This window comes from Pseudomonas maioricensis (assembly GCF_022790535.1).
Taxonomy (GTDB): Bacteria; Pseudomonadota; Gammaproteobacteria; order Pseudomonadales; family Pseudomonadaceae; genus Aquipseudomonas; species Aquipseudomonas maioricensis.
In genome coordinates, this window is record NZ_LOHG01000034.1 from 1 (window position 1) to 19,606 (window position 19,606).

Consider the following 19,606-nt stretch of genomic DNA (forward strand, 5'->3'; position numbering starts at 1 on the left):
CGAGAGGCCGTCAATAGCTAATTTGTGCTTTTCATGAAAAACCTGAAAAACACGCTTTCTTCTATATATAGAAAGGCTTAGACCACACCAGTCCGACGCAACGTATCGACCTCACTAGCCTGCAAGCCCAATACACGCTCAAGCACTTCATTGGTGTGCTCGCCTAATAGGGGAGGCGCATGGCGATACTCAACCGGAGTATCAGACAGACGAATCGGGCTGGCCACCTGCGGCACACTCCCGCTCAGCGCATGGGGCAATGTCATCGCAAGCCCTCGCGCCTTCACCTGTGGATCGTTGAACACCTGCGCCAAGTCGTTGATAGGCCCACAAGGCACGCCTGCCAACTCCAGCTCACTTACCCACTGCGCAGTCGTCTTGAATACAGTCGCCTGACGAATAAGCGGAATCAGCTCTGCTCGATGAGCCACACGAAGCTTATTAGTCAGAAACCGAGGGTCATCCGCCCATTGAGCCTGCCCGGCCACCTCCGCAAACTTCCTGAACTGGCTATCGTTACCCACCGTCAGAATGAAATCGCCGTCAGCGGTAGGGAAGTCCTGATAGGGGACGATATTCGGATGCGCATTACCCAAGCGCGCAGGAGCTACGCCTGTCGTCAGGTAATTCAGCGCCTGATTCGCCAGGCAGGCCACCTGCACATCCAGCAAAGCCATATCAATGTGCTGCCCAAGCCCGCTCTGATCGCGATGCGCCAAGGCTGCCAATATCGCGGTAGTCGAATAGACCCCCGTCATGACGTCAGTCAGCGCCACCCCAACCTTCACCGGCCCAGCCCCCTCCTGATCATCCGCACGCCCGGTCAGGCTCATCAACCCGCCCAACCCCTGAATCATGAAGTCGTACCCGGCGCGCCTTGCATAAGGACCAGTTTGCCCAAACCCGGTAATCGAGCAGTAGATCAACTTCGGATTGATCGCTTTAAGCGACGCGTAATCCAGGCCATAAGCAGCAAGCCCCCCGACCTTGAAGTTTTCAATCAGGATATCGGACCTGGCAGCAAGCTCCCTGACCAGCGCCTGCCCCTCAGGCAAGGTAAAGTCGATAGTCACTGACTGCTTATTCCGGTTGGCAGACAGATAATAGGCAGCCTCGCTGGTGTTCTCGCCTTTAGTGTCCTTCAGAAAGGGAGGCCCCCACGCGCGGGTGTCATCGCCATTGCCTGGCCGCTCAACCTTGAAGACTTCAGCCCCCAGGTCCGCAAGGATCTGCCCCGCCCAAGGCCCAGCCAGCACCCGGGATAAATCCAATACGCGGATATGCGAAAGCGCACCCATGACACGCCTCCTTAATAGAAGGCCTGAATGCCGGTCTGCGCCCGCCCGAGAATCAGCGCATGCACATCGTGAGTCCCCTCATAGGTGTTCACCACCTCAAGATTGACCAGATGCCGGGCAATGCCGAACTCATCGGAAATACCATTACCGCCCAGCATGTCACGGGCCATGCGAGCGATGTCCAAGGACTTGCCGCAGGAATTGCGCTTCATGATCGAAGTGATTTCAACCGCTGCCGTGCCTTCATCTTTCATCCGCCCCAGCCGCAGACAACCCTGTAGCGCCAGGGTGATCTCGGTCTGCATGTCAGCCAGCTTTTTCTGGATCAACTGATTAGCCGCCAATGGACGCCCGAACTGCTGCCGATCCAGAGTGTATTGCCGCGCCGTATGCCAGCAAAACTCAGCCGCCCCCAAAGCGCCCCACGAGATGCCATAACGGGCCGAGTTAAGGCAGGTAAAAGGGCCTTTAAGGCCGCGCACATCAGGGAAGATATTCTCTTCAGGCACAAACACGTTATCCATGACGATTTCGCCAGTGATAGAGGCGCGCAACCCCACCTTGCCATGGATCGCAGGAGCACTCAGGCCAGCCCAGCCCTTCTCAAGTACGAAGCCACGAATATCGCCCTCGTCATCCTTGCCCCAGACCACGAAGACGTCAGCAATCGGACTGTTGGTAATCCACATCTTGCTGCCTGAAAGCCTGTAGCCGCCGTCGACTTTCTTTGCCCGGGTAATCATCGCACCAGGGTCAGACCCGTGATTGGGCTCTGTCAGACCAAAGCAGCCGATCCATTCGCCGGAAGCCAGCTTTGGCAGGTACTTCTGCTTTTGCGCTTCAGTACCGAACTCGTTGATCGGCACCATCACCAGAGAAGACTGCACGCTCATCATCGAGCGGTAGCCAGAGTCGATACGCTCAACTTCCCGCGCAATCAGCCCATAGCAGACGTAATTAAGGCCGCTGCCACCGTACTCTTCCGGGATCGTTGCGCCGAGCAGGCCGACATCACCCATCTCACGAAAGATCGCAGGATCGGTCTGCTCATGACGAAAGGCTTCCAGCACTCTGGGCGCCAGCTTGTCCTGGGCGAATTGCGCCGCGCTTTCGCGCACCATGCGCTCTTCTTCCGTGAGCTGTTGGTCCAACAGCAGCGGGTCGATCCAGTTGAAGCTTGCCTTGCCAGCCATGAGCCATCCTCAATCATTGAAATAGTTATGAGTTGATCCTAGACCCGGCGCGGTAACCTCACAAACGATGAATACGCACTCTATTGTGCTAATTTCTCACTCCGAGATTCATGACAACGACGATATTGGCTGTGATTAGTGAGGGTCGCGTACATGCGCCGTAAAATCCCAAGTACCGCCGCGCTGGTCAGCTTCGAGGCCGCCGCTCGCCATGAAAGCTTTACCAAAGCTGCCGACGAACTTTCACTGACTCAAAGCGCCATCTGCCGACAGATCGGTAGCCTTGAATCGTTTCTTGGCACCGAACTGTTCCGACGCTCTCGCCGGGGAGTGAAGCTGACCGAAGCGGGCTTGTCCTACAGCAGGCGCATCGCCACACAGCTAGACGCAGTCGAACGCGATACCTTGTCGGTGATGGGTAACCAAGGCGCCAGCTCGATTGAACTGGCCGTTGTGCCGACATTCGGCACGCAATGGCTGTTGCCCCGTCTGAAGGATTTCCAGAGGAGCCAGCCTGAAGTCACGGTGAACCTCACTAACCGCACGCGACCGTTCTTGTTTGCCGATACTGACTTCGACGCCGCTATCTACTTTGGGGATGCCGAATGGCCAGGCACTGAGTCCTACCGGCTGATGGGTGAGAACCCCGTCCCGGTCTGCAGCCCCGCACTGTTAGGTGGACGGAGCCAGCTTGCCCCAGGAGAAATCGCGACTCTACCGTTGCTCCAACAAACCACCCGCCCCTACGCCTGGCGACAATGGTTCAGCGGGCGGGAGATGAACGTTGCCCGGGACATGACAGGCCCACGTTACGAGCTGTTTTCGATGCTCGCTCAAGCTGCCAGCCACGAAATGGGCATCGCTTTGATCCCGCCCTTCCTTATACAGCGCGAGCTGAAAGAACAGCGGCTAGTGGTCGCCAACCCGCACGCACTTGCAAGCCCCAAGGCCTACTACCTGATAATCCCGGTGCGTAAAGTTGAATCGGCATCACTACGGGCATTCCGGGACTGGCTCGCCGGGCAAGCCAAGACTTACGAGCACGAGAGCGCTATAAAAAGCCCTGAGTAACCGTGTAGTCATATTCCAATAAAACCTACAGATATACGTTTTTGTCGCATATAGCTCCTCTCATCCCCGCACGAAAAATAAGGCCTCTAAGCCGCTAAATGCCTGAGGCACAGCCCTATTCTTTCGTTACATCCATGATTCAGGAATTGAATTCATGGTTTTCTGACATTTCGACTACTTTCCCTCTAAGGCCCAGTAAATAAGGGCTTGAAGCGGAGCGCTGCGACATTTGGTCACGGGATGACTTGTAGTTAATTTATCGTCTCGTTACAAAATGAATTGAAGGCACCAAACTTCGCCTGCAAAATGCCGCGCCCCGCCCGTAAATAGCGGGATCATGCTGATCGGCAGCCCCAGTCGTACTTGCTGAAGTGCGCTGGCCTAATTGAAGAAAACAAGAAGATCACGCAGGAGATTACACGTGCACATTGGCGTTCCTCTCGAGACCCAGTCGGGTGAAAAGCGGGTTGCTGCAACCCCTGAAACCATCAAGAAGCTGATCGCCCAAGGCCATCGGGTCACGGTGCAAAGCGGAGCAGGCATTACTGCCAGCGTCCCGGACAGTGCTTACGAAGCAGCAGGAGCCACGATTGGCGCTGCCGCTGAAGCGCTGGCTGCCGAGCTACTGCTCAAGGTCTGCGCACCGAACGACAGCGAACTGGCACAGATCAAGCGCGGCACGGTCGTTGTCGGGATGCTCAACCCCTTCAACAGCGAAACCATCGGCAAGATGGCTGAGCAAGGCATCACCGCCTTTGCTCTGGAAGCTGCGCCACGGACCTCCCGCGCGCAGAGTCTGGACGTGCTGTCTTCCCAAGCCAACATTGCGGGTTACAAGGCAGTCCTGCTGGGCGCTCACCACTATCCTCGTTTCATGCCGATGCTGATGACGGCAGCAGGTACGGTCAAAGCCGCACGCGTTCTGGTGCTCGGCGCGGGAGTCGCGGGCTTGCAGGCCATCGCCACCGCCAAGCGTCTGGGCGCCGTGGTTGAAGCCTCCGATGTGCGTCCTGCCGTCAAGGAGCAAATCGAATCTCTGGGTGCGAAGTTCATTGACGTGCCTTACGAGACCGATGAAGAGCGCGAATGCGCAGTCGGCGTTGGCGGCTATGCCCGCCCGATGCCTGCAAGCTGGATGCAGCGTCAGGCGGTTGCAGTCCACGAGCGCGCCAAGCAGTCGGATATCGTCATCACCACCGCACTGATCCCGGGTCGCAAAGCGCCGGTATTGCTCAGCGCAGAAACCGTGGCCGAGATGAAGCCTGGCTCAGTGGTGATTGACCTGGCTGCAGCACAAGGCGGCAACTGCCCGCTGACAGTCGCCGATCAGGTCGTTGTCGAGCACGGCGTCACTCTCGTGGGTTACACCAATCTGCCCGCGCTGGTCGCGGCTGACGCCTCAGCGCTCTACGCCCGCAACCTGCTGGACTTCATGAAGCTGCTGTTCGACAAGGACGGTCAGCTGCACATCAACCTGGAAGACGACATTGTTGCCGCGTGCCTGATGTGCCGCGACGGCCAAGTCATCCGCAAGAACGGCTGAGGATAAAACAATGGAAGAGCTGATCTCCCCAGGTATCTACAACCTGATCATTTTCGTACTGGCGATCTACGTCGGTTATCACGTGGTCTGGAACGTAACGCCAGCATTGCACACGCCGTTGATGGCCGTGACCAATGCCATTTCGGCGATCGTCATCGTCGGCGCCATGCTTGCTGCCGCGCTAACTGTTACACCACTGGGCAAAACCATGGGCACCCTTGCGGTCGCTCTGGCAGCCGTCAACGTGTTCGGTGGTTTCCTTGTCACCCGGCGCATGCTGGAGATGTTCAAGAAAAAGGCACCTAAAGTGAAAGAAGAGGTGCGCAAGTAATGAGCATGAATCTGGTTACCTTGCTGTACCTCGTTTCAGCAGTCTGCTTCATTCAGGCCCTCAAAGGTCTTTCGCACCCAACGACTTCGCGACGTGGCAACCTGTTCGGCATGCTCGGCATGGCGTTGGCAGTGGTTACCACTGTTGGGCTGGTTTACAAACTGGCAGCGCTGTCCGACACCACTGCAGGTATTGGCTACATCGTGATTGGCTTGCTGGTCGGCGGTACCGCTGGCTCGGTCATGGCCAAGCGCGTTGAAATGACCAAGATGCCTGAACTGGTTGCTTTCATGCACAGCATGATCGGCCTCGCAGCAGTATTCATCGCTATTGCAGCAGTGGTTGAGCCGCAATCGCTGAACATTGTGAAGAACCTCGGAGACGCGATCCCGGCAGGCAACCGCCTGGAGCTGTTCCTGGGTGCGGCCATTGGCGCTATCACCTTCTCGGGTTCGGTTATCGCGTTCGGCAAGCTCTCGGGTAAGTACAAGTTCCGCCTGTTCCAGGGCGCGCCGGTACAGTTCGCCGGGCAGCACAAGCTGAATCTGGTGCTGGGCCTGGCGACCCTGGCGTTCGGCCTGTTCTTCATGTTCACCGGCAACCTCGCCGCGTTCGCCATCATGCTGGCTCTGGCCTTCGTGATCGGTGTACTGCTGATCATCCCGATTGGCGGGGCAGACATGCCTGTCGTCGTGTCGATGCTCAACAGCTATTCGGGCTGGGCAGCGGCCGGTATCGGTTTCTCGCTGAACAACTCGATGTTGATCATCGCTGGCTCTCTGGTGGGTTCTTCCGGCGCGATTCTGTCTTACATCATGTGTAAAGCGATGAACCGCTCGTTCTTCAACGTGATCGGCGGCGGCTTCGGCGGCGTAACCGACGACGCAGGCCCGGCAGGCGCCAAAGAGGCCCGCCCGGTGAAGTCCGGCTCAGCCGACGACGCGACCTTCCTGCTGACCAACGCCGACACCGTGATCATCGTTCCGGGCTACGGCCTGGCCGTTGCGCGGGCGCAGCACGCGCTTAAAGAGCTGACCGAGAAACTGACTCACCACGGCGTCACCGTGAAGTATGCGATCCACCCGGTTGCCGGGCGCATGCCTGGCCACATGAACGTATTGCTCGCCGAGGCAGAAGTGCCTTACGACCAGGTGTTCGAGATGGAAGACATCAACTCCGAGTTCGGCCAGGCCGACGTGGTATTGGTGCTGGGCGCCAACGACGTGGTCAACCCGGCAGCCAAGAACGATCCTAAATCGCCGATTGCGGGTATGCCGATTCTGGAGGCCTTCAAAGCCAAAACCATCATCGTCAACAAGCGCTCGATGGCCAGCGGTTATGCCGGTCTGGACAACGAACTGTTCTATCTGGATAAAACCATGATGGTCTTCGGCGACGCCAAAAAGGTGATCGAGGACATGGTGAAGGCGGTCGACAACGCGTAGGCTCCAGGCGCGTTCAAAACAGGCCCCGGCGTGAAAAACGCCGGGGCTTTTTACATTCTGCGTAACAGTGTTTTGCTTTGAAACCCGCTAATTAGAGCCTCCAAATGCGACCTTGGTAGCGGGACGAACACCGCCCAACTCTCTAGACTTGGACTTCGCTTCCACCCCCGAGATAAGAATCCCATGTACCGTGATCGTATCCGCTTGCCTTCGCTGATGAACAAGGTAATGAGCGCGGCTGATGCTGCCGCCTTGATTCAGGACGGCATGACCATCGGCATGAGCGGTTTCACCCGCGCCGGTGAAGCCAAGGCCGTGCCCCATGCACTGGCCGAACGCGCAAAACTGTCGCCGCTCAAGATCAGCCTGATGACCGGCGCAAGCCTGGGCAACGACCTGGACAAACAACTGACCGAAGCTGGCGTACTGTCGCGTCGCTCGCCGTTTCAGGTCGACAGCACCCTGCGCAAGGCTATCAATGACGGTTCGGTGATGTTCATCGACAGTCACCTTTCCGATACTGTCGAGCAATTGCGCAACCGGCAGATCAAGGCCGTGGATCTGGCCGTCATCGAATGTGTCGCCATCACCGAAGATGGCCATCTGGTACTGAGCACGTCGGTGGGCAACTCTGCCAGCTTTGCGATTCTGGCCAAGGAAGTCATCGTCGAAATCAACCTCGCCCAGCCGCTGGAGCTGGAGGGTCTACACGACATCTACATCCCCAGTTATCGCCCCACCCGACTGCCAATCCCTGTGCTGCAGGCTGATACGCGCATCGGTAACCCGGCGGTACAGATCGACCCGGCCAAAATCGTTGGCATCGTTATCAGCAATCAGCCTGACTCGCCTTCAACTGTGCTGCCGCCGGATGTGGACACCCAAGCCATCGCCAGCCATCTGGTGGAGTTTTTCAAAAAAGAAGTGCGCGAAGACCGGCTGACCAACAAGCTGATGCCGCTGCAGGCCGGAATTGGCACCATCGCCAATGCCGTCATGCATGGCTTGGTGGATTCACCCTTCCACGACATGACCATGTATTCCGAGGTGCTGCAGGATTCAACCTTCGAACTGTTCGACGCTGGCAAACTGAGTTTCGCGTCAGGCAGCTCGATGACGCTGTCGGCCAGCAAGCACGCTGAAGTGTTCGCCGACTTTGGACGCTACAAGTCGCGCCTGATGCTGCGTCCGCAAGAGATCTCCAATCACCCCGAAATCATCCGTCGCCTGGGGATCATCGGCATCAATACCGCGCTGGAGTTTGACCTGTACGGCAACGTCAACTCTACCCACGTCTGCGGCACACGCATGATGAATGGTATTGGCGGGTCAGGAGATTTCTCCCGGAACGCCCACTTGGCCATCTTCGTGACCAAATCCATCGCCAAGGGCGGCGCGATTTCCAGTGTCGTGCCCATGGTCAGCCATGTAGACCATACCGAGCATGACGTGGACATTCTGGTGACCGAGCAAGGCCTGGCGGATCTGCGGGGCCTGGCGCCACGTGAACGTGCCCGGGTCATTATCGACAACTGTGTGCATCCGGCTTACCGGGATGCGCTCAATGCTTACTTCGCCGCAGCCTGCCTTAAAGGAGGACACACCCCGCATGTACTGCGCGAAGCACTAAGTTGGCACTCTCGCCTGGATGAAACAGGCAGTATGCTGCCCGTCTGACGTGAACAGTTGCGAGGTAGCAATACAGTTTTCTACCTCGCAATCTCAGCTTAAAAGACAAACTCAAAAAAACTGTACTGCTGTACTGGTCATTTGGAGGGGTAAAAACAGGCTTTTCACCAAATCGGCGCACAAAATGCACTGAAAACGTGCATACCGGTACAGTTGCCCCAAATAGGAACAAAACAGTGCCTTTAAACAGTTAACTGAACTCGCACAATACAGTTGAACTGTGTCTAGAGAGACTGGCCAACTCGGAGGAAGATGGGCACCAGTTAAATCACTCTCTAGCCCGCCACAAGCGGAAGGACGCACACCATGGAACGTACACTCAGTTCCGACCTTTTCAACGAAAACACCGCTACAACCGCAAAAGCTGCATGGCCTCTTCGCGCTTTCGCTAACCTGATGCTTTGGCAACGTCGCCTGTCCAGCCGCCACCAATTGGCCCGCCTGGATGCACGTCTGCTGGCTGACGCAGGTATCAGCGAATCGCAACGTTACGAAGAGCTGAGCAAGCCGTTCTGGCGCTAACTGGCGCACGCTGGTCCTGACCTTCCAAGGTCACTCACCAGCAACCCGAATTGCTTCATACAAGACCCGTCGCGGGTAACTGCGACGGGTTCTGTCATTTCTGGAATTCGAAATTCTGACCACATTCCTCTGGCCCCCTTCAATGCCCATGGCAACTCGCTGTCCGGCAACAAACGCTGGACTGTAGGAGTGAGCTTGCTCGCGATTCTGCCTCGTGCTCGCCGAATGTATCGCTTGAACTGGCGCTATCGCGAGCAAGCTCACTCCTACAGTAAAAGCATTCCGAATCATGTAGTGGCATTTGATTGATAAGGCATGCGCTCCAATTCATCGCCTCAACAGGTACAGTTCTTCCCTTATAAAAATATACAGGTACAGTTTGTTATAAATCCCCTGACCTTCACTCCGCGACTTCACTACCTACTTCCAGGCGTACTGGTGATAAAAAGTCAGAACCACCACGCATGGATAAGCGCATGACTCCTCCCTCATCTAGACGCCCTGCAAGCTTCGGCGCGTTCTGCATCGCCAGCCTCATGCTTTCAGTCTCCTACGGATCGACCTTCCTCCTGACGCTGTTGATCACCTCTTTTGGTGGAGACGAACGTGATGCAGGCCAAGTGATTTCAGTTGCGATGATCAGCACCATCGCTGCCGTAGTGGGTTCAGGACATCTGGCAGATAAATGGGGGCCCGCGCGATGCATCGCATTGGGTGCGGGCTTCCTGGCGGCGGCATCATCAGGGTTCGCCATTGCAGACAGCCTCGGCCCCTGGCTTATGGTCTGCGCACTGATGCTCGGTCTCGGTTGGGGAGTCTTCTATACCCTGGGGCCCATCATGGTGGCAGGCATGGTTGAACCTAATCGTCGCAGCCATAGCTTTGCGCTGCTCTCAGGCAGCATGCTGACCGGTATTGGTACCGGTCCACTGGCGGGAAAACTTGCCAGCTACTTTGACCTGCCGATTCAGACTGCTTTTTTCTGCGCGGCGATCATGGCAGTGGCAGGGGGAGTGTATTTCTGGCGAACAGGGCAGCATTTCCACACAAACGCCTCATCCAATGATCGCGCCCAGATCGGCCTCACCTCTGCGATCAAGGTTTTAACCTCAAAAGCCGCCTTCTCCATTCTAATGGTCGGGCTTGGAGGGGCGATCTTCGGCGGGCTAGGCAGCTTCCAGACCAGCTACGCCTCCAGCCTGGGACTTGATTACTCGGTGTTCTTCATCTGCTTCATGGGGGCTGCCATCTGCTGTCGCTTGTTGATTGCGAGCTGGGTGGTCAAACGCAATCCGTTCGCGGCGTCCTGCGTACTGAGTGCCATCATGCTGGTTGCAGTCCTAAGCTTTGGCCAATGGGTGCATGACCTATTCAGCTATGGGCTGGCGGCGGCTTTACTGGGTATCGGTTACGGCCTCAATTACTCCGTTATCAATGGCCTTGCTGCCAATGAAGCCCCTTGCGGGCTTACCGCGCAGTCATTATTGCTATTCAGCCTGGCGTACTTTCTGGGCGTGTTCGGCTTTCCTTTCATTGCAGGCAAACTCATTGTCCACGGCGGGGTCAATGGAATGCTGTTCAGTACGGGATTGATTGCCCTGCTGGTCTGGGTGATCAGCCTCGGCAGATGGCTAAACGACGCGTTGCTGGCGAATGCCCGCAGAGCTTAGGAAGCGCCGTCTACAGCCACGCCATGCTAGGCTTGTGACAGTTCCGTACTATCAGTTCTGTCACGGCCTTCACGAAACAGTCGGGGCAACCCGCGTTTCTTTCTATTGCTTTGCGTTCCACTGGAGTCCGACCATGTCCCGTCTTCGCCTGCTAGGTGCCGCCGTCCTGCTGACAGCTGCAACCGGCGCTCACGCCACCAGCTTTGTTGTAACAACAGATGCCATGGTGCGCACCGTTGATTCAACAACCAATGCTACTTCCGATGTCAGCTCCTCGTTCAGGGACGACAAAATCGTTCGTGAAGCGAGTGATGACGCCGCCACTTTCGTCGGCAGCGCAGGCGAGATTCGTGGCGCTCGACTGGAAAACGCCTTCCAGCACATTCGACAGTTGGCGCCACAACTGCAAGCCTCCGACGCTCAACTGGCCCAGGCAATTCTGGCCATCTGATCATTACAGTGCACCAGCCCGGGCTAGCTCTAGCCCGGCCATTGCGCTAGCCTTGCGGCTCGTTTTTGCAAGTGTTAGAGAGCCATGCGTTTACTGCCGCTGCTATTCATCACCCCGATAACGTGCCTGCTCTGGACCGCACAGGCCCAAGCGCTGGATACCACCACGCAAACCCTGGTCATGACGGGCTATGTCACCAGCAAAGTGACTACGGCACCTTTCGATAGAAAGTTGATCGTTGCAGCACAGGATGACGCGGCGGCCTTTGTCGCCAGTGACGGCCAGCTGCGAGGCGCACGACTGGAGTCGGCGCTTATGGCCCTGCGCCAGGCAGAGCCAAAACTTAATGCCAGCGACCTCGAACTCGCGCAAGCAATCCTCGTCCAATAGCCACTTCACCTCTTCTGTATTACCTGGAGACGTTCCATGCGTACCCCCCTGATTGCCGCCACCCTTGGCCTGTTCTTGCTGGCTGACGTTGCTCAGGCGCAAACCGTCGTGCAGACCAGTAACATCATCGTCCGCGCTTTCGGTCGCACCATCGACTTCACCTCCGATACCACCACTTCGATCCGCGATTCCAAAATCGTGGTTCAGGCCAAAGACGATGCAGCCAGCTACGTGGCCAGCGGTGGCGATATCCACGGCGCGCAACTTGACGCCGCCTTCGACATGCTGCGCACGCGCCTGCCAGAAGCCCGCGGTGCCAGTGATCAGGTTCTCGCCGAAGCCATTCTCGCTCTGTGAGGCGCCTTTGCGTCTGGCTGCTGGCAGGCGCATTGTCTCTGCTTGGCACGTCTGCCTTCGCTGATCTGAGCCTGTCGCTGGATACCGGCGGCCTCAGCCCTGCACAGCAAAAAGCCACACAGACGCTGCTGGACGAAGCGCTCAGTGCCCTGCCGCCGAGCTTCGTCAAAGATCTGGACCGACGCGTTGACGTGCGCTGGTCCGCCGACATGCCTGCCAATGCTTATGGCCAGGCGTCCGGCCCGTACCGCCTCGATCTCAATACCAATCTATTGGCGGGACTGACCGACGGCAGCGCCGCGACTAAAAACACCAATCGCCCCCATGGCACCGTGCGTAGAGAAATGCTCGCCACGGTACTGCACGAGCTGACTCATATTTATGACCGCGCCCGCCTGTGGTCACCCGCTCAACGGTCGGTGATCTTCCAGTGCGGACGACGCAGCAGCTCGCTGGGCAAGGTCGGCCTGCCTGATTACTGCCGTGGCCAGACAGAACGGCGCTTCACGTTGAGCGACGACCCGCGCCTGCTGGACCTGGCAGGCTGGCCACAATATGTGGGCCGCCGCGGTGATCGTGAAGAACACAACGGCCAGGTTGCCCGCAGCCCCGACATTTACGAAACCACCAGCCCGCTGGAATTCGTCGCAGTCAACATGGAGTACTTCCTGCTCGACCCGGCCTACGCTTGCCGTCGTCCTGCGCTCTACGCGTATTACAAAGAGCAGTTTGGCTGGGCACCGGCTGCCAAGGACCAGTGCCCTTCGTTCTATCCGTACCTGAACGCGGGCAACGACTTCGGCCGCGAGCCGCTAGGCAAGCTAGACCCCGAGCGCGTGTACGAAGTGGATTACCTGCTGGCAGAAGCCAACCAGAACATGATGAGCCGCTGGGGCCACAGCATGTTGCGGCTGGTCATCTGCAAACCCGGTCGCCCTCGTGGCCCGGACTGCCGACTCGATCTGGACCAACACCTGGTGCTGTCTTATCGCGCCTTTGTCGGCGACGTTCAGTTGTCCAGCTGGGATGGTTTGATGGGTGCCTACCCGTCGCGCCTGTTCGTGCTGCCACTGGCTCAGGTCATCGATGAATACACCAAGACGGAGCTGCGCAGCCTGGCCTCGGTGCCACTGAAACTGTCCCGCCCGGAAATCGAAGGGTTAGTGCAGCATGCCGCTGAAATGCATTGGAGCTACGACGGCAATTACTTCTTCCTGTCCAATAACTGCGCAGTAGAAAACCTGAAACTGTTACGCAGCGGTACCAACAATCCAAAACTGGTCGATCTGGACAGCATCCTGCCCAACGGCTTGCTTGAGGTGCTGAAGGGACGTGGCCTGGCCGATACCAGTGTGCTGGACGATCCGAAGGAAGCGCTGCGTAGAGGCTACCGTTTCGACTCCTATCGCGACCGTTATCAGGCGATGTTCGACGTGCTGAGGAAGCACTTGCCGATCAAGCAGACCACCGTCGAAGAATGGATGTCGCTGTCTGCTGAAGAGCGTAAGCCGTGGTTACCACAAGCGGACCTGCGCACCAGCGCTGCCATGTTGCTGCTCGAACAGGCCAGCCTGCGTCGGCAGTTGCTGCTGGCACAGGATGAGGTCAAACAGCGCTACCTCAGCGCCCGTGAGCAGAAAGACGGCAGCGTCTCCAAGGCAACGGGTACGCTGCAGGAAATCCTCGCCAGCAGTGGCTTCCTTAGTCGCCCGGCCGAACTGCTCGACAGCGGCGGCTACGGCTTGCCGCAGACTGCGGAGTGGAAGCGCCTGGAAGACGAAAGCAGTCAGCGCCAGAAACAACTGCAGCGTTTGACCGGCGACCTGGACAAAGAGGTACGCGCCCTGCTCGAACCCGAACGCGCCAAGGAAATCGCCGCTAACGAGGCCAACCTCAAACAGCTCAGTGAACACCTGCGAGCACTGCACAAAGCGGGTGGTGGCCTGGAGCTGCCTTAAGCCTTCACTGGCTGTTTCTTGCGTGGTTTCAGGTACTTCATCAAGCCCTGGAACCACATCACCAGACCGGCATTGCCCTTGATCTGGATATCTTTGTCCTGAATGCCCTGCATGAAGGCCAACTGTTTGTTTTTGGCTTGCAGAGTGGCGAAGCCGTAGGCGGCATCCTTGAAGATGATCGCAAAACCTGGCTCGGCAATGACACCCGACGCACTGCTGACTCGCTGCCCGCTTATCATGAAATGCCGAGCCACCTTGCCGTCAGCGGTCTGCAGCACGAAGGTCAGTTCCTTGCCTGCCAACTGCTGCTGAAACGCCGGGTTATTGCGACTGGCCCGTGCCATTAACAGGCCCAGCATCCAGAGAAGAAAACGAAATTTCATGGGCGTGCTCGAAGGAGGATCGGGCCGCGAGTGTAGCTGCTTGTTGTAGTCCGTTCAGTAGCTAATTCGAAGAAGATGGGTAACTTTTCGTGACTGATTGGTCATATTGAAGTCGCGTTATAACTAGAGAGATTTTATGTTTGCCCGCAAGTTTGATCCGACTCGCGGGACTGGCCGGGCGGCGTTCCTACGAAATTTGCGTAGATTTTGTGGGAGCTGGGCTTGCCCGCGATAAACGAAGACGCGGTCTAAGGTCGAGTTAGTCCTATCGCGAGCAAGCTCGGCTCCCGCCGGCCAGGATCGATAAGTCCTGCTACAACCTCAAGAATTGAGCTCACGCCCGGCAATACATTCCCGCTTCACTTGCTCCAGCCAATAGCTATATATACCGCCATGGCCACCTGCTGAACCTCTAACCTGAGCCTCGTCGTTGCCAAATCAACGACCGGATTTGACGATCCGCAAGACTTGTACCCCAGCAGAGGCCACGCTATGGCAGCTGTGCGTGGGAGACCCTCGGGTCTGCCGGGCGTATGGGGTATCAGGTCACCGGTTCGTCAACCCGCGCACAGCCGCCACCCTTTCATCAGCCGTGGCGACATCACATCGGTCAGGAGTTTTCAGCACATGAACCACGATACCGAACACGCCCGCTACATCCCCCTCACCCACCCCGGGCTGGAAAACGCCGTGCTGTTACTCGACAGCCACGCCTCGCTCAAAGACCTGCACGCCTTCGCCGAAACCCGTATCAGCCTCGCCACCCGCTTCCTCGACACCCTCGCCAACATGAACCCGACCAACACCGACGAATCCGACATCACCACCCTGGCCAGCACCGCGCATTTGCTGATGCTGGAGGCCTGTGATGTGAGCCGTGTGATTGAAAGACGGCTTTGGCGAGGCAGCGAAACAGAGCTCAGTGCCCTGATCAAATAACCGCCATGCGCCCTACCCTGTTAATCCGCAGCACACTCGCCAACCGCTGCGCGATGGCGTTGATGTCCGGGGTCGGCTCGCACGGTAAGGTTTCGCTGTGATTCTTGTTTCTGGACGTTCAAATCGACATGCCCAATGATCAAAGCCAACGTCGTAAGCAATTGCCCAGGAATTGGACCAGATGGCCGACACGGCCCTTACTCATCGCCTTGTATCAGGTAATGCTCAAGCTTTTTCAGGAAGGCTTCAACCCGGTGCGGCACATGGTGGCGGGTCGGCAATAGTGCTGTAACAGACAACTGCTCGGGCAAGACATCCGACAGTTCGACCAGAACAAGGCTACCGTCTTCAAGCTCAGTTCTGACGTCCCAATAGGTCAACATTGCCAATCCCAAACCGCTCCTGCTCGCGGTCCGAACGGCTTCAACGCTGTTCGCTGAAAACGGCCCCTCCGCTCGAATCGAAACACTTGAACCCGCCTTCGTGAATGGCCAATAAGGCATGCCGTGCAAAGCGATGCATGAGTGAAGTTTCAACTCGTCCAATGTCTTGGGGGTACCACGAATTGCCAGATAACCCGGACTGGCGCAAACCACTCGTGGATTGCTTGCCAAGGTCCGGGCTACAAGCGTTGAGTCACGCAATGTCGCAATGCGAATGGCAACATCAATGCCCAGGCCGACGATGTCCACGATGCTGTCCGAGAGGGTGAGGTCAACCTGAAGAGCGGGATTTTCCGCCAGTAACTCTGGCAACAGCGGCATGATTACCGTCTGGCCAAAAACCGTAGGCGCCGTGATTTTCAGCAGACCACTGGCTGTCGTGCACTGGCTGAGTAAAGCCGCCCGAGCACCCTCCTGCGCCTCAAGCATCCTGTTAGCAAAGGGCAGGAATGCTTCGCCTTCAGGAGTGAGAGAAGTAGAGCGGGTGGTGCGCTGAACCAGCCGGGCATCAAGCTCGCGTTCCAGAGACGCCAGTCTTCTGGAAACGGTCATCGGCGACACACCTAAACGCCGGGCGGCGCCCGAAAGACTGCCGCTGGCCGCGATGGCAGAAAACACTTCGATCTCGGGAAGCTGCATGTTTTATATCTCATTTCGTTAAGCCGGCTTATCGAGCAAGAGCACTACTGAACCGTCGGCCCCCCACTTATCCTGTATTCAAGCAAGGCATCTAGCCAAATTCACCTGAACCAGGACCTGAACATGACGATACATGACAGCCGGATTCTATCGCCAACCGATATTAAGCAAATCAAATTGAAGAACAGGTTCGCGGTAGCTCCCATGACCCGGGTCAGCGCTACCGAGAACGGTAATGCGACAGCCACTATGGCGCGTTACTACGAACGCTTCGCCAAAGGTGGCTTCGGTCTGGTTATTACCGAAGGGATCTACACCGACCGCAGATTCTCGCAAGGCTACCCTTGCCAGCCCGGCATCAGCGATGAAGAACAAGCGCAGGCCTGGCGGGCAGTGACTCGCCCGATACACGAGCACGGCTCAACGGTGTTTGCCCAGTTGATGCACGCGGGTGCCTTGAGTCAGGGGAATCGTTTTACCGGTCGCCCCGTCGCCCCTTCAGCCATCAGGCCCAAGGGCACGCAGATGGCCTTTTACTACGGCGAGGGCCAATACCCGGTGCCCAATGCGATGACTGATGAAGACATCGCCGACGCCATTGAAGGGTTTGCGCAGGCAGCCGCGCGAACCGTCGGTACTGCGGGCTTTGACGGTATCGAAATCCATGGCGCGAACGGCTACTTGCTCGATCAGTTTTTAACCGACTACACCAACACGCGCACCGATCGCTGGGGCGCAAATGTGCGTGCCCGCCTGGAGTTGACGCTGGAAGTCATTAAGGCGGTCAGGCAGGTTGCCGGTGGGCATCCCGTAGGTGTGCGGATCTCGCAGGGTAAGGTGAACGATTTCGATCACAAATGGCCCGACGGCGAAGCGGACGCGGAGGTCATCTTCGGCACGTTGGCCGACGCTAACGTGGACTTCATTCATGTGACTGAATTCGACGCAGCGCAGCCCGCATTTGCCAACAATGAGGCGAGCCTGGTGAAACTGGCGCGCCGCTTCGCAGCGGCTGTGCCCATCATCGCTAACGGCGGCCTGCACAACATTGCACACGCAAACATCGCGCTTGAAGACGGTGCCGACATCCTCGCCATCGGCAAAGCCGCGCTGGCTAATCCTGACCTGCCTTTACGCCTGGCAGACGGTCAGCCTCTGGCAGATTTCGAGCCATCGATCCTTGGCCCGATTGCGAATATCAAGGACAGTGAACTGGCAACCGCCTGAGCCTATTTAGCCGCAGGCGTCTGGCTTTTGGGCAGCGTCAGTTACTTCAGACGAATTGAATGAGTGCGCCATAGGGTTTAACGTTCCCCACCACGCCCAAGCGACGACACAGTCGCAGTGCATTGTTATTCAACCCGGCATCAATTCGATCATGACCGCGCAACTGCCCTCTCCACCGCCACGCTCAACATTCACATCGCACCTTCGCGCGCTCTGGCCTGCGCCCCACGCCGTCGACGCGAGGGAAAAATGGCGCGCCTGCTGCGGCGCAGCCCTCGGCATTCTGCTGGTCGCCGTGGCGGCGGCGTTCTGGCTGGAGGGTGCACCGGCGAGCCAATACAACATGCTTGCCCTGGCATTGGTTGCTCCGCTGGGTGCCAGCGCGGTGTTGGTCTTTGCGCTGCCATCCAGCCCGCTGGCCCAACCGTGGTCAGTGTTGGGCGGCAATACGCTTTCGGCTCTTGTGGGCATCGCCTGCGTGAAGTGGGTACCCGATGCGACGCTCGCGGCCGCACTTGCGGTCAGCCTGGCCATCGCCGTCATGTTTGCGCTGCGCTGCCTTCACCCACCCGGCGGGGCGGCGGCCTTGTTGATGGTGCTGACTGGCTGTGATCGATTCGAGTTCGCGCTAAGTCCGGTGCTCATTGACTCCGCCATGCTGGTGGTCGCAGGTCTGATCTACAACAACCTGACCAGAAGACCGTGGCCGCACGTGCAAAAACCCGCCGCCACAAACACTGCGAGCCGGTTCAGTAACGCAGACCTTGATGCTGCCCTCGCCCACTACAACCAGGTGCTGGATGTCAGCCGTGACGACCTGCAGGCCTTGCTCGAACAGGCCGAAGCCGCAGCCTACCAACGCAAGATGGGCGAACTGCGCTGCGCCGATGTGATGAGTACGCAACCCATCGCTGCCCGCCAGGAGATGCCCCTGCGCGAAGCCTGGGCGTTGATGCGTAAACATAAGATCAAGGCGCTGCCGGTGATCGACCGACAGCGGCATCTGATGGGTATTGTGACCGTCGCGGACTTCATGCAGCAGATCGACCTCGACGCCCACGAAGGCGTCGGCTGGCACTTGCGCGCATTGCTGCGTCACGCCCGCAAAGATCAGCCCGCCAATATCGTCGGGCAGATCATGACCCGCACCGTGCGCGTCGCCAGCAGCGATCGACTGCTGATCGATCTCGTGCCCGTGTTCTCTGAAAACGGCCATCGGCACATTCCGATCATCGACGCTGACCGGCACCTGGTCGGTATCATCACCCAGTCGGATTTGATCAAGGCGCTGTATGCGGCGGTGCGTGCTTAGCTCAGTGTCGCGTTACTGGACTGGCCAATATCACTTCATGGCAAGCGCGCTGGCTTGCTGCATCTGAGTGTCTGACAGCTTGCCGCTTTGACCTTGTTTTACCAAGGCATTGTTGGCCGTCGCCAAGCTAGCGGTAAGGGTAGAAATAGCTGTTTGCAACGCGCCGACCCGGGCTTGCCTGGTTTCAGGATCCATACTCTGATCAGCAATAAGCGCCTGCATCTCCTGTTGTTTTTCTTCAATCTGCTGCTTCAGCTCGCGGATCATTTTGAGGGTTTTCTGCGTCTGATCCGGCAGGCCGCTTGATTCGATATCGGCATTTGAATTGGATTTCTTGTCATCGGCAGCTTTCTGAATACCAGCACCAGACAATGAAACCTTCACGCCCTCAACAGGCACTGCAACGGGCAGGGTAGCCGCTGACTCGGGTGATTCATCAGCGAGTTTAGTCGGCCCAGCGACGGCAGTAGATGAAGCGCTAAAACTGGAGATCTGCGCAGAGATATTCAACATACTCGCCTCTTGAAATGCACAGGTTTGCAGCCTGTGCCGGTATCTTCCGGAATGTATCAATGCAAACACAATCGGCCGCTCCAACTAATACTTTAGGTGAGCAAACAGGGCGCACCTCCTGTAGAAGCCAACGTGTTGGCGCCTACAGACAATCAGCTTTGCGATTCGGAAAAGCAGCCACAAAAAAGCCCGCTCTAAAAGCGGGCTTTGTTTTTTACTGACTACAACTCAA

General features: G+C 57.5%; 19 protein-coding genes. 14 read left to right on the plus strand and 5 right to left on the minus strand.

The window, feature by feature from the left end:
- Window positions 1–77: 77 nt before the first annotated feature.
- Both AUC61_RS26075 and AUC61_RS26080 read right to left on the minus strand, forming a co-directional pair.
- Window positions 78–1,298 (minus strand): CaiB/BaiF CoA transferase family protein, encoded by a 1,221-nt coding sequence (locus tag AUC61_RS26075; protein ID WP_243249136.1) that lies wholly within the window; start codon window positions 1,296–1,298, stop codon window positions 78–80.
- Between the two features lie 11 nt (window positions 1,299–1,309).
- Window positions 1,310–2,491 carry an acyl-CoA dehydrogenase gene (locus AUC61_RS26080; RefSeq protein ID WP_095093265.1) on the minus strand — a complete coding sequence of 394 codons (1,182 nt, stop codon included), beginning with the start codon at window positions 2,489–2,491 and terminating at the stop codon, window positions 1,310–1,312.
- A 153-nt stretch (window positions 2,492–2,644) separates the two neighbouring features.
- Here AUC61_RS26080 and AUC61_RS26085 point away from each other — a divergent pair, with 153 nt between their 5' ends.
- From AUC61_RS26085 to AUC61_RS26135, 11 genes are all read left to right on the plus strand, one after another.
- Window positions 2,645–3,562 (plus strand): LysR family transcriptional regulator, encoded by a 918-nt coding sequence (locus tag AUC61_RS26085; protein WP_243249137.1) that lies wholly within the window; start codon window positions 2,645–2,647, stop codon window positions 3,560–3,562.
- Window positions 3,563–3,983: 421 nt separating this feature from the next.
- Window positions 3,984–5,105 carry a Re/Si-specific NAD(P)(+) transhydrogenase subunit alpha gene (locus tag AUC61_RS26090; protein ID WP_243249138.1) on the plus strand — a complete coding sequence of 374 codons (1,122 nt, stop codon included), beginning with the start codon at window positions 3,984–3,986 and terminating at the stop codon, window positions 5,103–5,105.
- Between the two features lie 10 nt (window positions 5,106–5,115).
- Complete coding sequence (locus tag AUC61_RS26095) at window positions 5,116–5,436, plus strand: NAD(P) transhydrogenase subunit alpha part 2 (protein WP_122664641.1); 321 nt, start codon at window positions 5,116–5,118, stop codon at window positions 5,434–5,436.
- Window positions 5,436–6,881 carry an NAD(P)(+) transhydrogenase (Re/Si-specific) subunit beta gene (locus tag AUC61_RS26100; protein WP_243249139.1) on the plus strand — a complete coding sequence of 482 codons (1,446 nt, stop codon included), beginning with the start codon at window positions 5,436–5,438 and terminating at the stop codon, window positions 6,879–6,881. The genes AUC61_RS26095 and AUC61_RS26100 overlap by 1 nt, the downstream gene beginning before the upstream one ends.
- A 183-nt stretch (window positions 6,882–7,064) precedes the next feature.
- Entirely contained in the window at window positions 7,065–8,558 is a 1,494-nt protein-coding gene (locus AUC61_RS26105) for an acetyl-CoA hydrolase/transferase family protein (protein WP_243249140.1), read from the plus strand.
- A 318-nt stretch (window positions 8,559–8,876) separates the two neighbouring features.
- Window positions 8,877–9,092: a DUF1127 domain-containing protein gene (locus tag AUC61_RS26110; RefSeq protein ID WP_122664644.1), complete on the plus strand. Its 216-nt coding sequence runs from the start codon at window positions 8,877–8,879 to the stop codon at window positions 9,090–9,092.
- Between the two features lie 476 nt (window positions 9,093–9,568).
- Window positions 9,569–10,762, plus strand: coding sequence for an MFS transporter (locus AUC61_RS26115; RefSeq protein ID WP_243249141.1), 1,194 nt, complete (start codon window positions 9,569–9,571; stop codon window positions 10,760–10,762).
- Window positions 10,763–10,895: 133 nt separating this feature from the next.
- Window positions 10,896–11,213 carry a DUF2388 domain-containing protein gene (locus AUC61_RS26120; RefSeq protein ID WP_243249142.1) on the plus strand — a complete coding sequence of 106 codons (318 nt, stop codon included), beginning with the start codon at window positions 10,896–10,898 and terminating at the stop codon, window positions 11,211–11,213.
- A gap of 84 nt (window positions 11,214–11,297) precedes the next feature.
- The gene (locus AUC61_RS26125; RefSeq protein WP_243249143.1) at window positions 11,298–11,603 is read left to right on the plus strand and encodes a DUF2388 domain-containing protein; all 306 of its coding nucleotides are present in this window, start codon (window positions 11,298–11,300) and stop codon (window positions 11,601–11,603) included.
- A gap of 36 nt (window positions 11,604–11,639) precedes the next feature.
- Window positions 11,640–11,960 carry a DUF2388 domain-containing protein gene (locus tag AUC61_RS26130; RefSeq protein ID WP_095093259.1) on the plus strand — a complete coding sequence of 107 codons (321 nt, stop codon included), beginning with the start codon at window positions 11,640–11,642 and terminating at the stop codon, window positions 11,958–11,960.
- Window positions 11,957–13,918 (plus strand): DUF7844 domain-containing protein, encoded by a 1,962-nt coding sequence (locus AUC61_RS26135; RefSeq protein WP_243249144.1) that lies wholly within the window; start codon window positions 11,957–11,959, stop codon window positions 13,916–13,918. The genes AUC61_RS26130 and AUC61_RS26135 overlap by 4 nt, the downstream gene beginning before the upstream one ends.
- Here AUC61_RS26135 and AUC61_RS26140 read toward each other — a convergent pair.
- The gene (locus AUC61_RS26140; protein ID WP_243249145.1) at window positions 13,915–14,301 is read right to left on the minus strand and encodes an SCP2 sterol-binding domain-containing protein; all 387 of its coding nucleotides are present in this window, start codon (window positions 14,299–14,301) and stop codon (window positions 13,915–13,917) included. The two genes, AUC61_RS26135 and AUC61_RS26140, sit on opposite strands and share 4 nt — an antisense overlap.
- Window positions 14,302–14,928: 627 nt before the next feature.
- Between AUC61_RS26140 and AUC61_RS26145 the strand changes: the two genes are divergently transcribed.
- Window positions 14,929–15,240, plus strand: coding sequence for a hypothetical protein (locus tag AUC61_RS26145; protein ID WP_243249146.1), 312 nt, complete (start codon window positions 14,929–14,931; stop codon window positions 15,238–15,240).
- Window positions 15,241–15,437: 197 nt separating this feature from the next.
- On the opposite strand, the gene AUC61_RS26150 is transcribed toward AUC61_RS26145, so the two are convergent.
- Entirely contained in the window at window positions 15,438–16,322 is an 885-nt protein-coding gene (locus AUC61_RS26150; protein ID WP_243249147.1) for a LysR family transcriptional regulator, read from the minus strand.
- 123 nt (window positions 16,323–16,445) lie between these two features.
- Between AUC61_RS26150 and AUC61_RS26155 the strand changes: the two genes are divergently transcribed.
- Window positions 16,446–17,549 carry an NADH:flavin oxidoreductase gene (locus AUC61_RS26155; RefSeq protein ID WP_243249148.1) on the plus strand — a complete coding sequence of 368 codons (1,104 nt, stop codon included), beginning with the start codon at window positions 16,446–16,448 and terminating at the stop codon, window positions 17,547–17,549.
- A 151-nt stretch (window positions 17,550–17,700) separates the two neighbouring features.
- Entirely contained in the window at window positions 17,701–18,861 is a 1,161-nt protein-coding gene (locus AUC61_RS26160; RefSeq protein ID WP_243249149.1) for an HPP family protein, read from the plus strand.
- A gap of 30 nt (window positions 18,862–18,891) precedes the next feature.
- Here AUC61_RS26160 and AUC61_RS26165 read toward each other — a convergent pair whose 3' ends face one another.
- Window positions 18,892–19,374: a hypothetical protein gene (locus AUC61_RS26165; protein ID WP_243249150.1), complete on the minus strand. Its 483-nt coding sequence runs from the start codon at window positions 19,372–19,374 to the stop codon at window positions 18,892–18,894.
- Window positions 19,375–19,606: the final 232 nt, after the last annotated feature.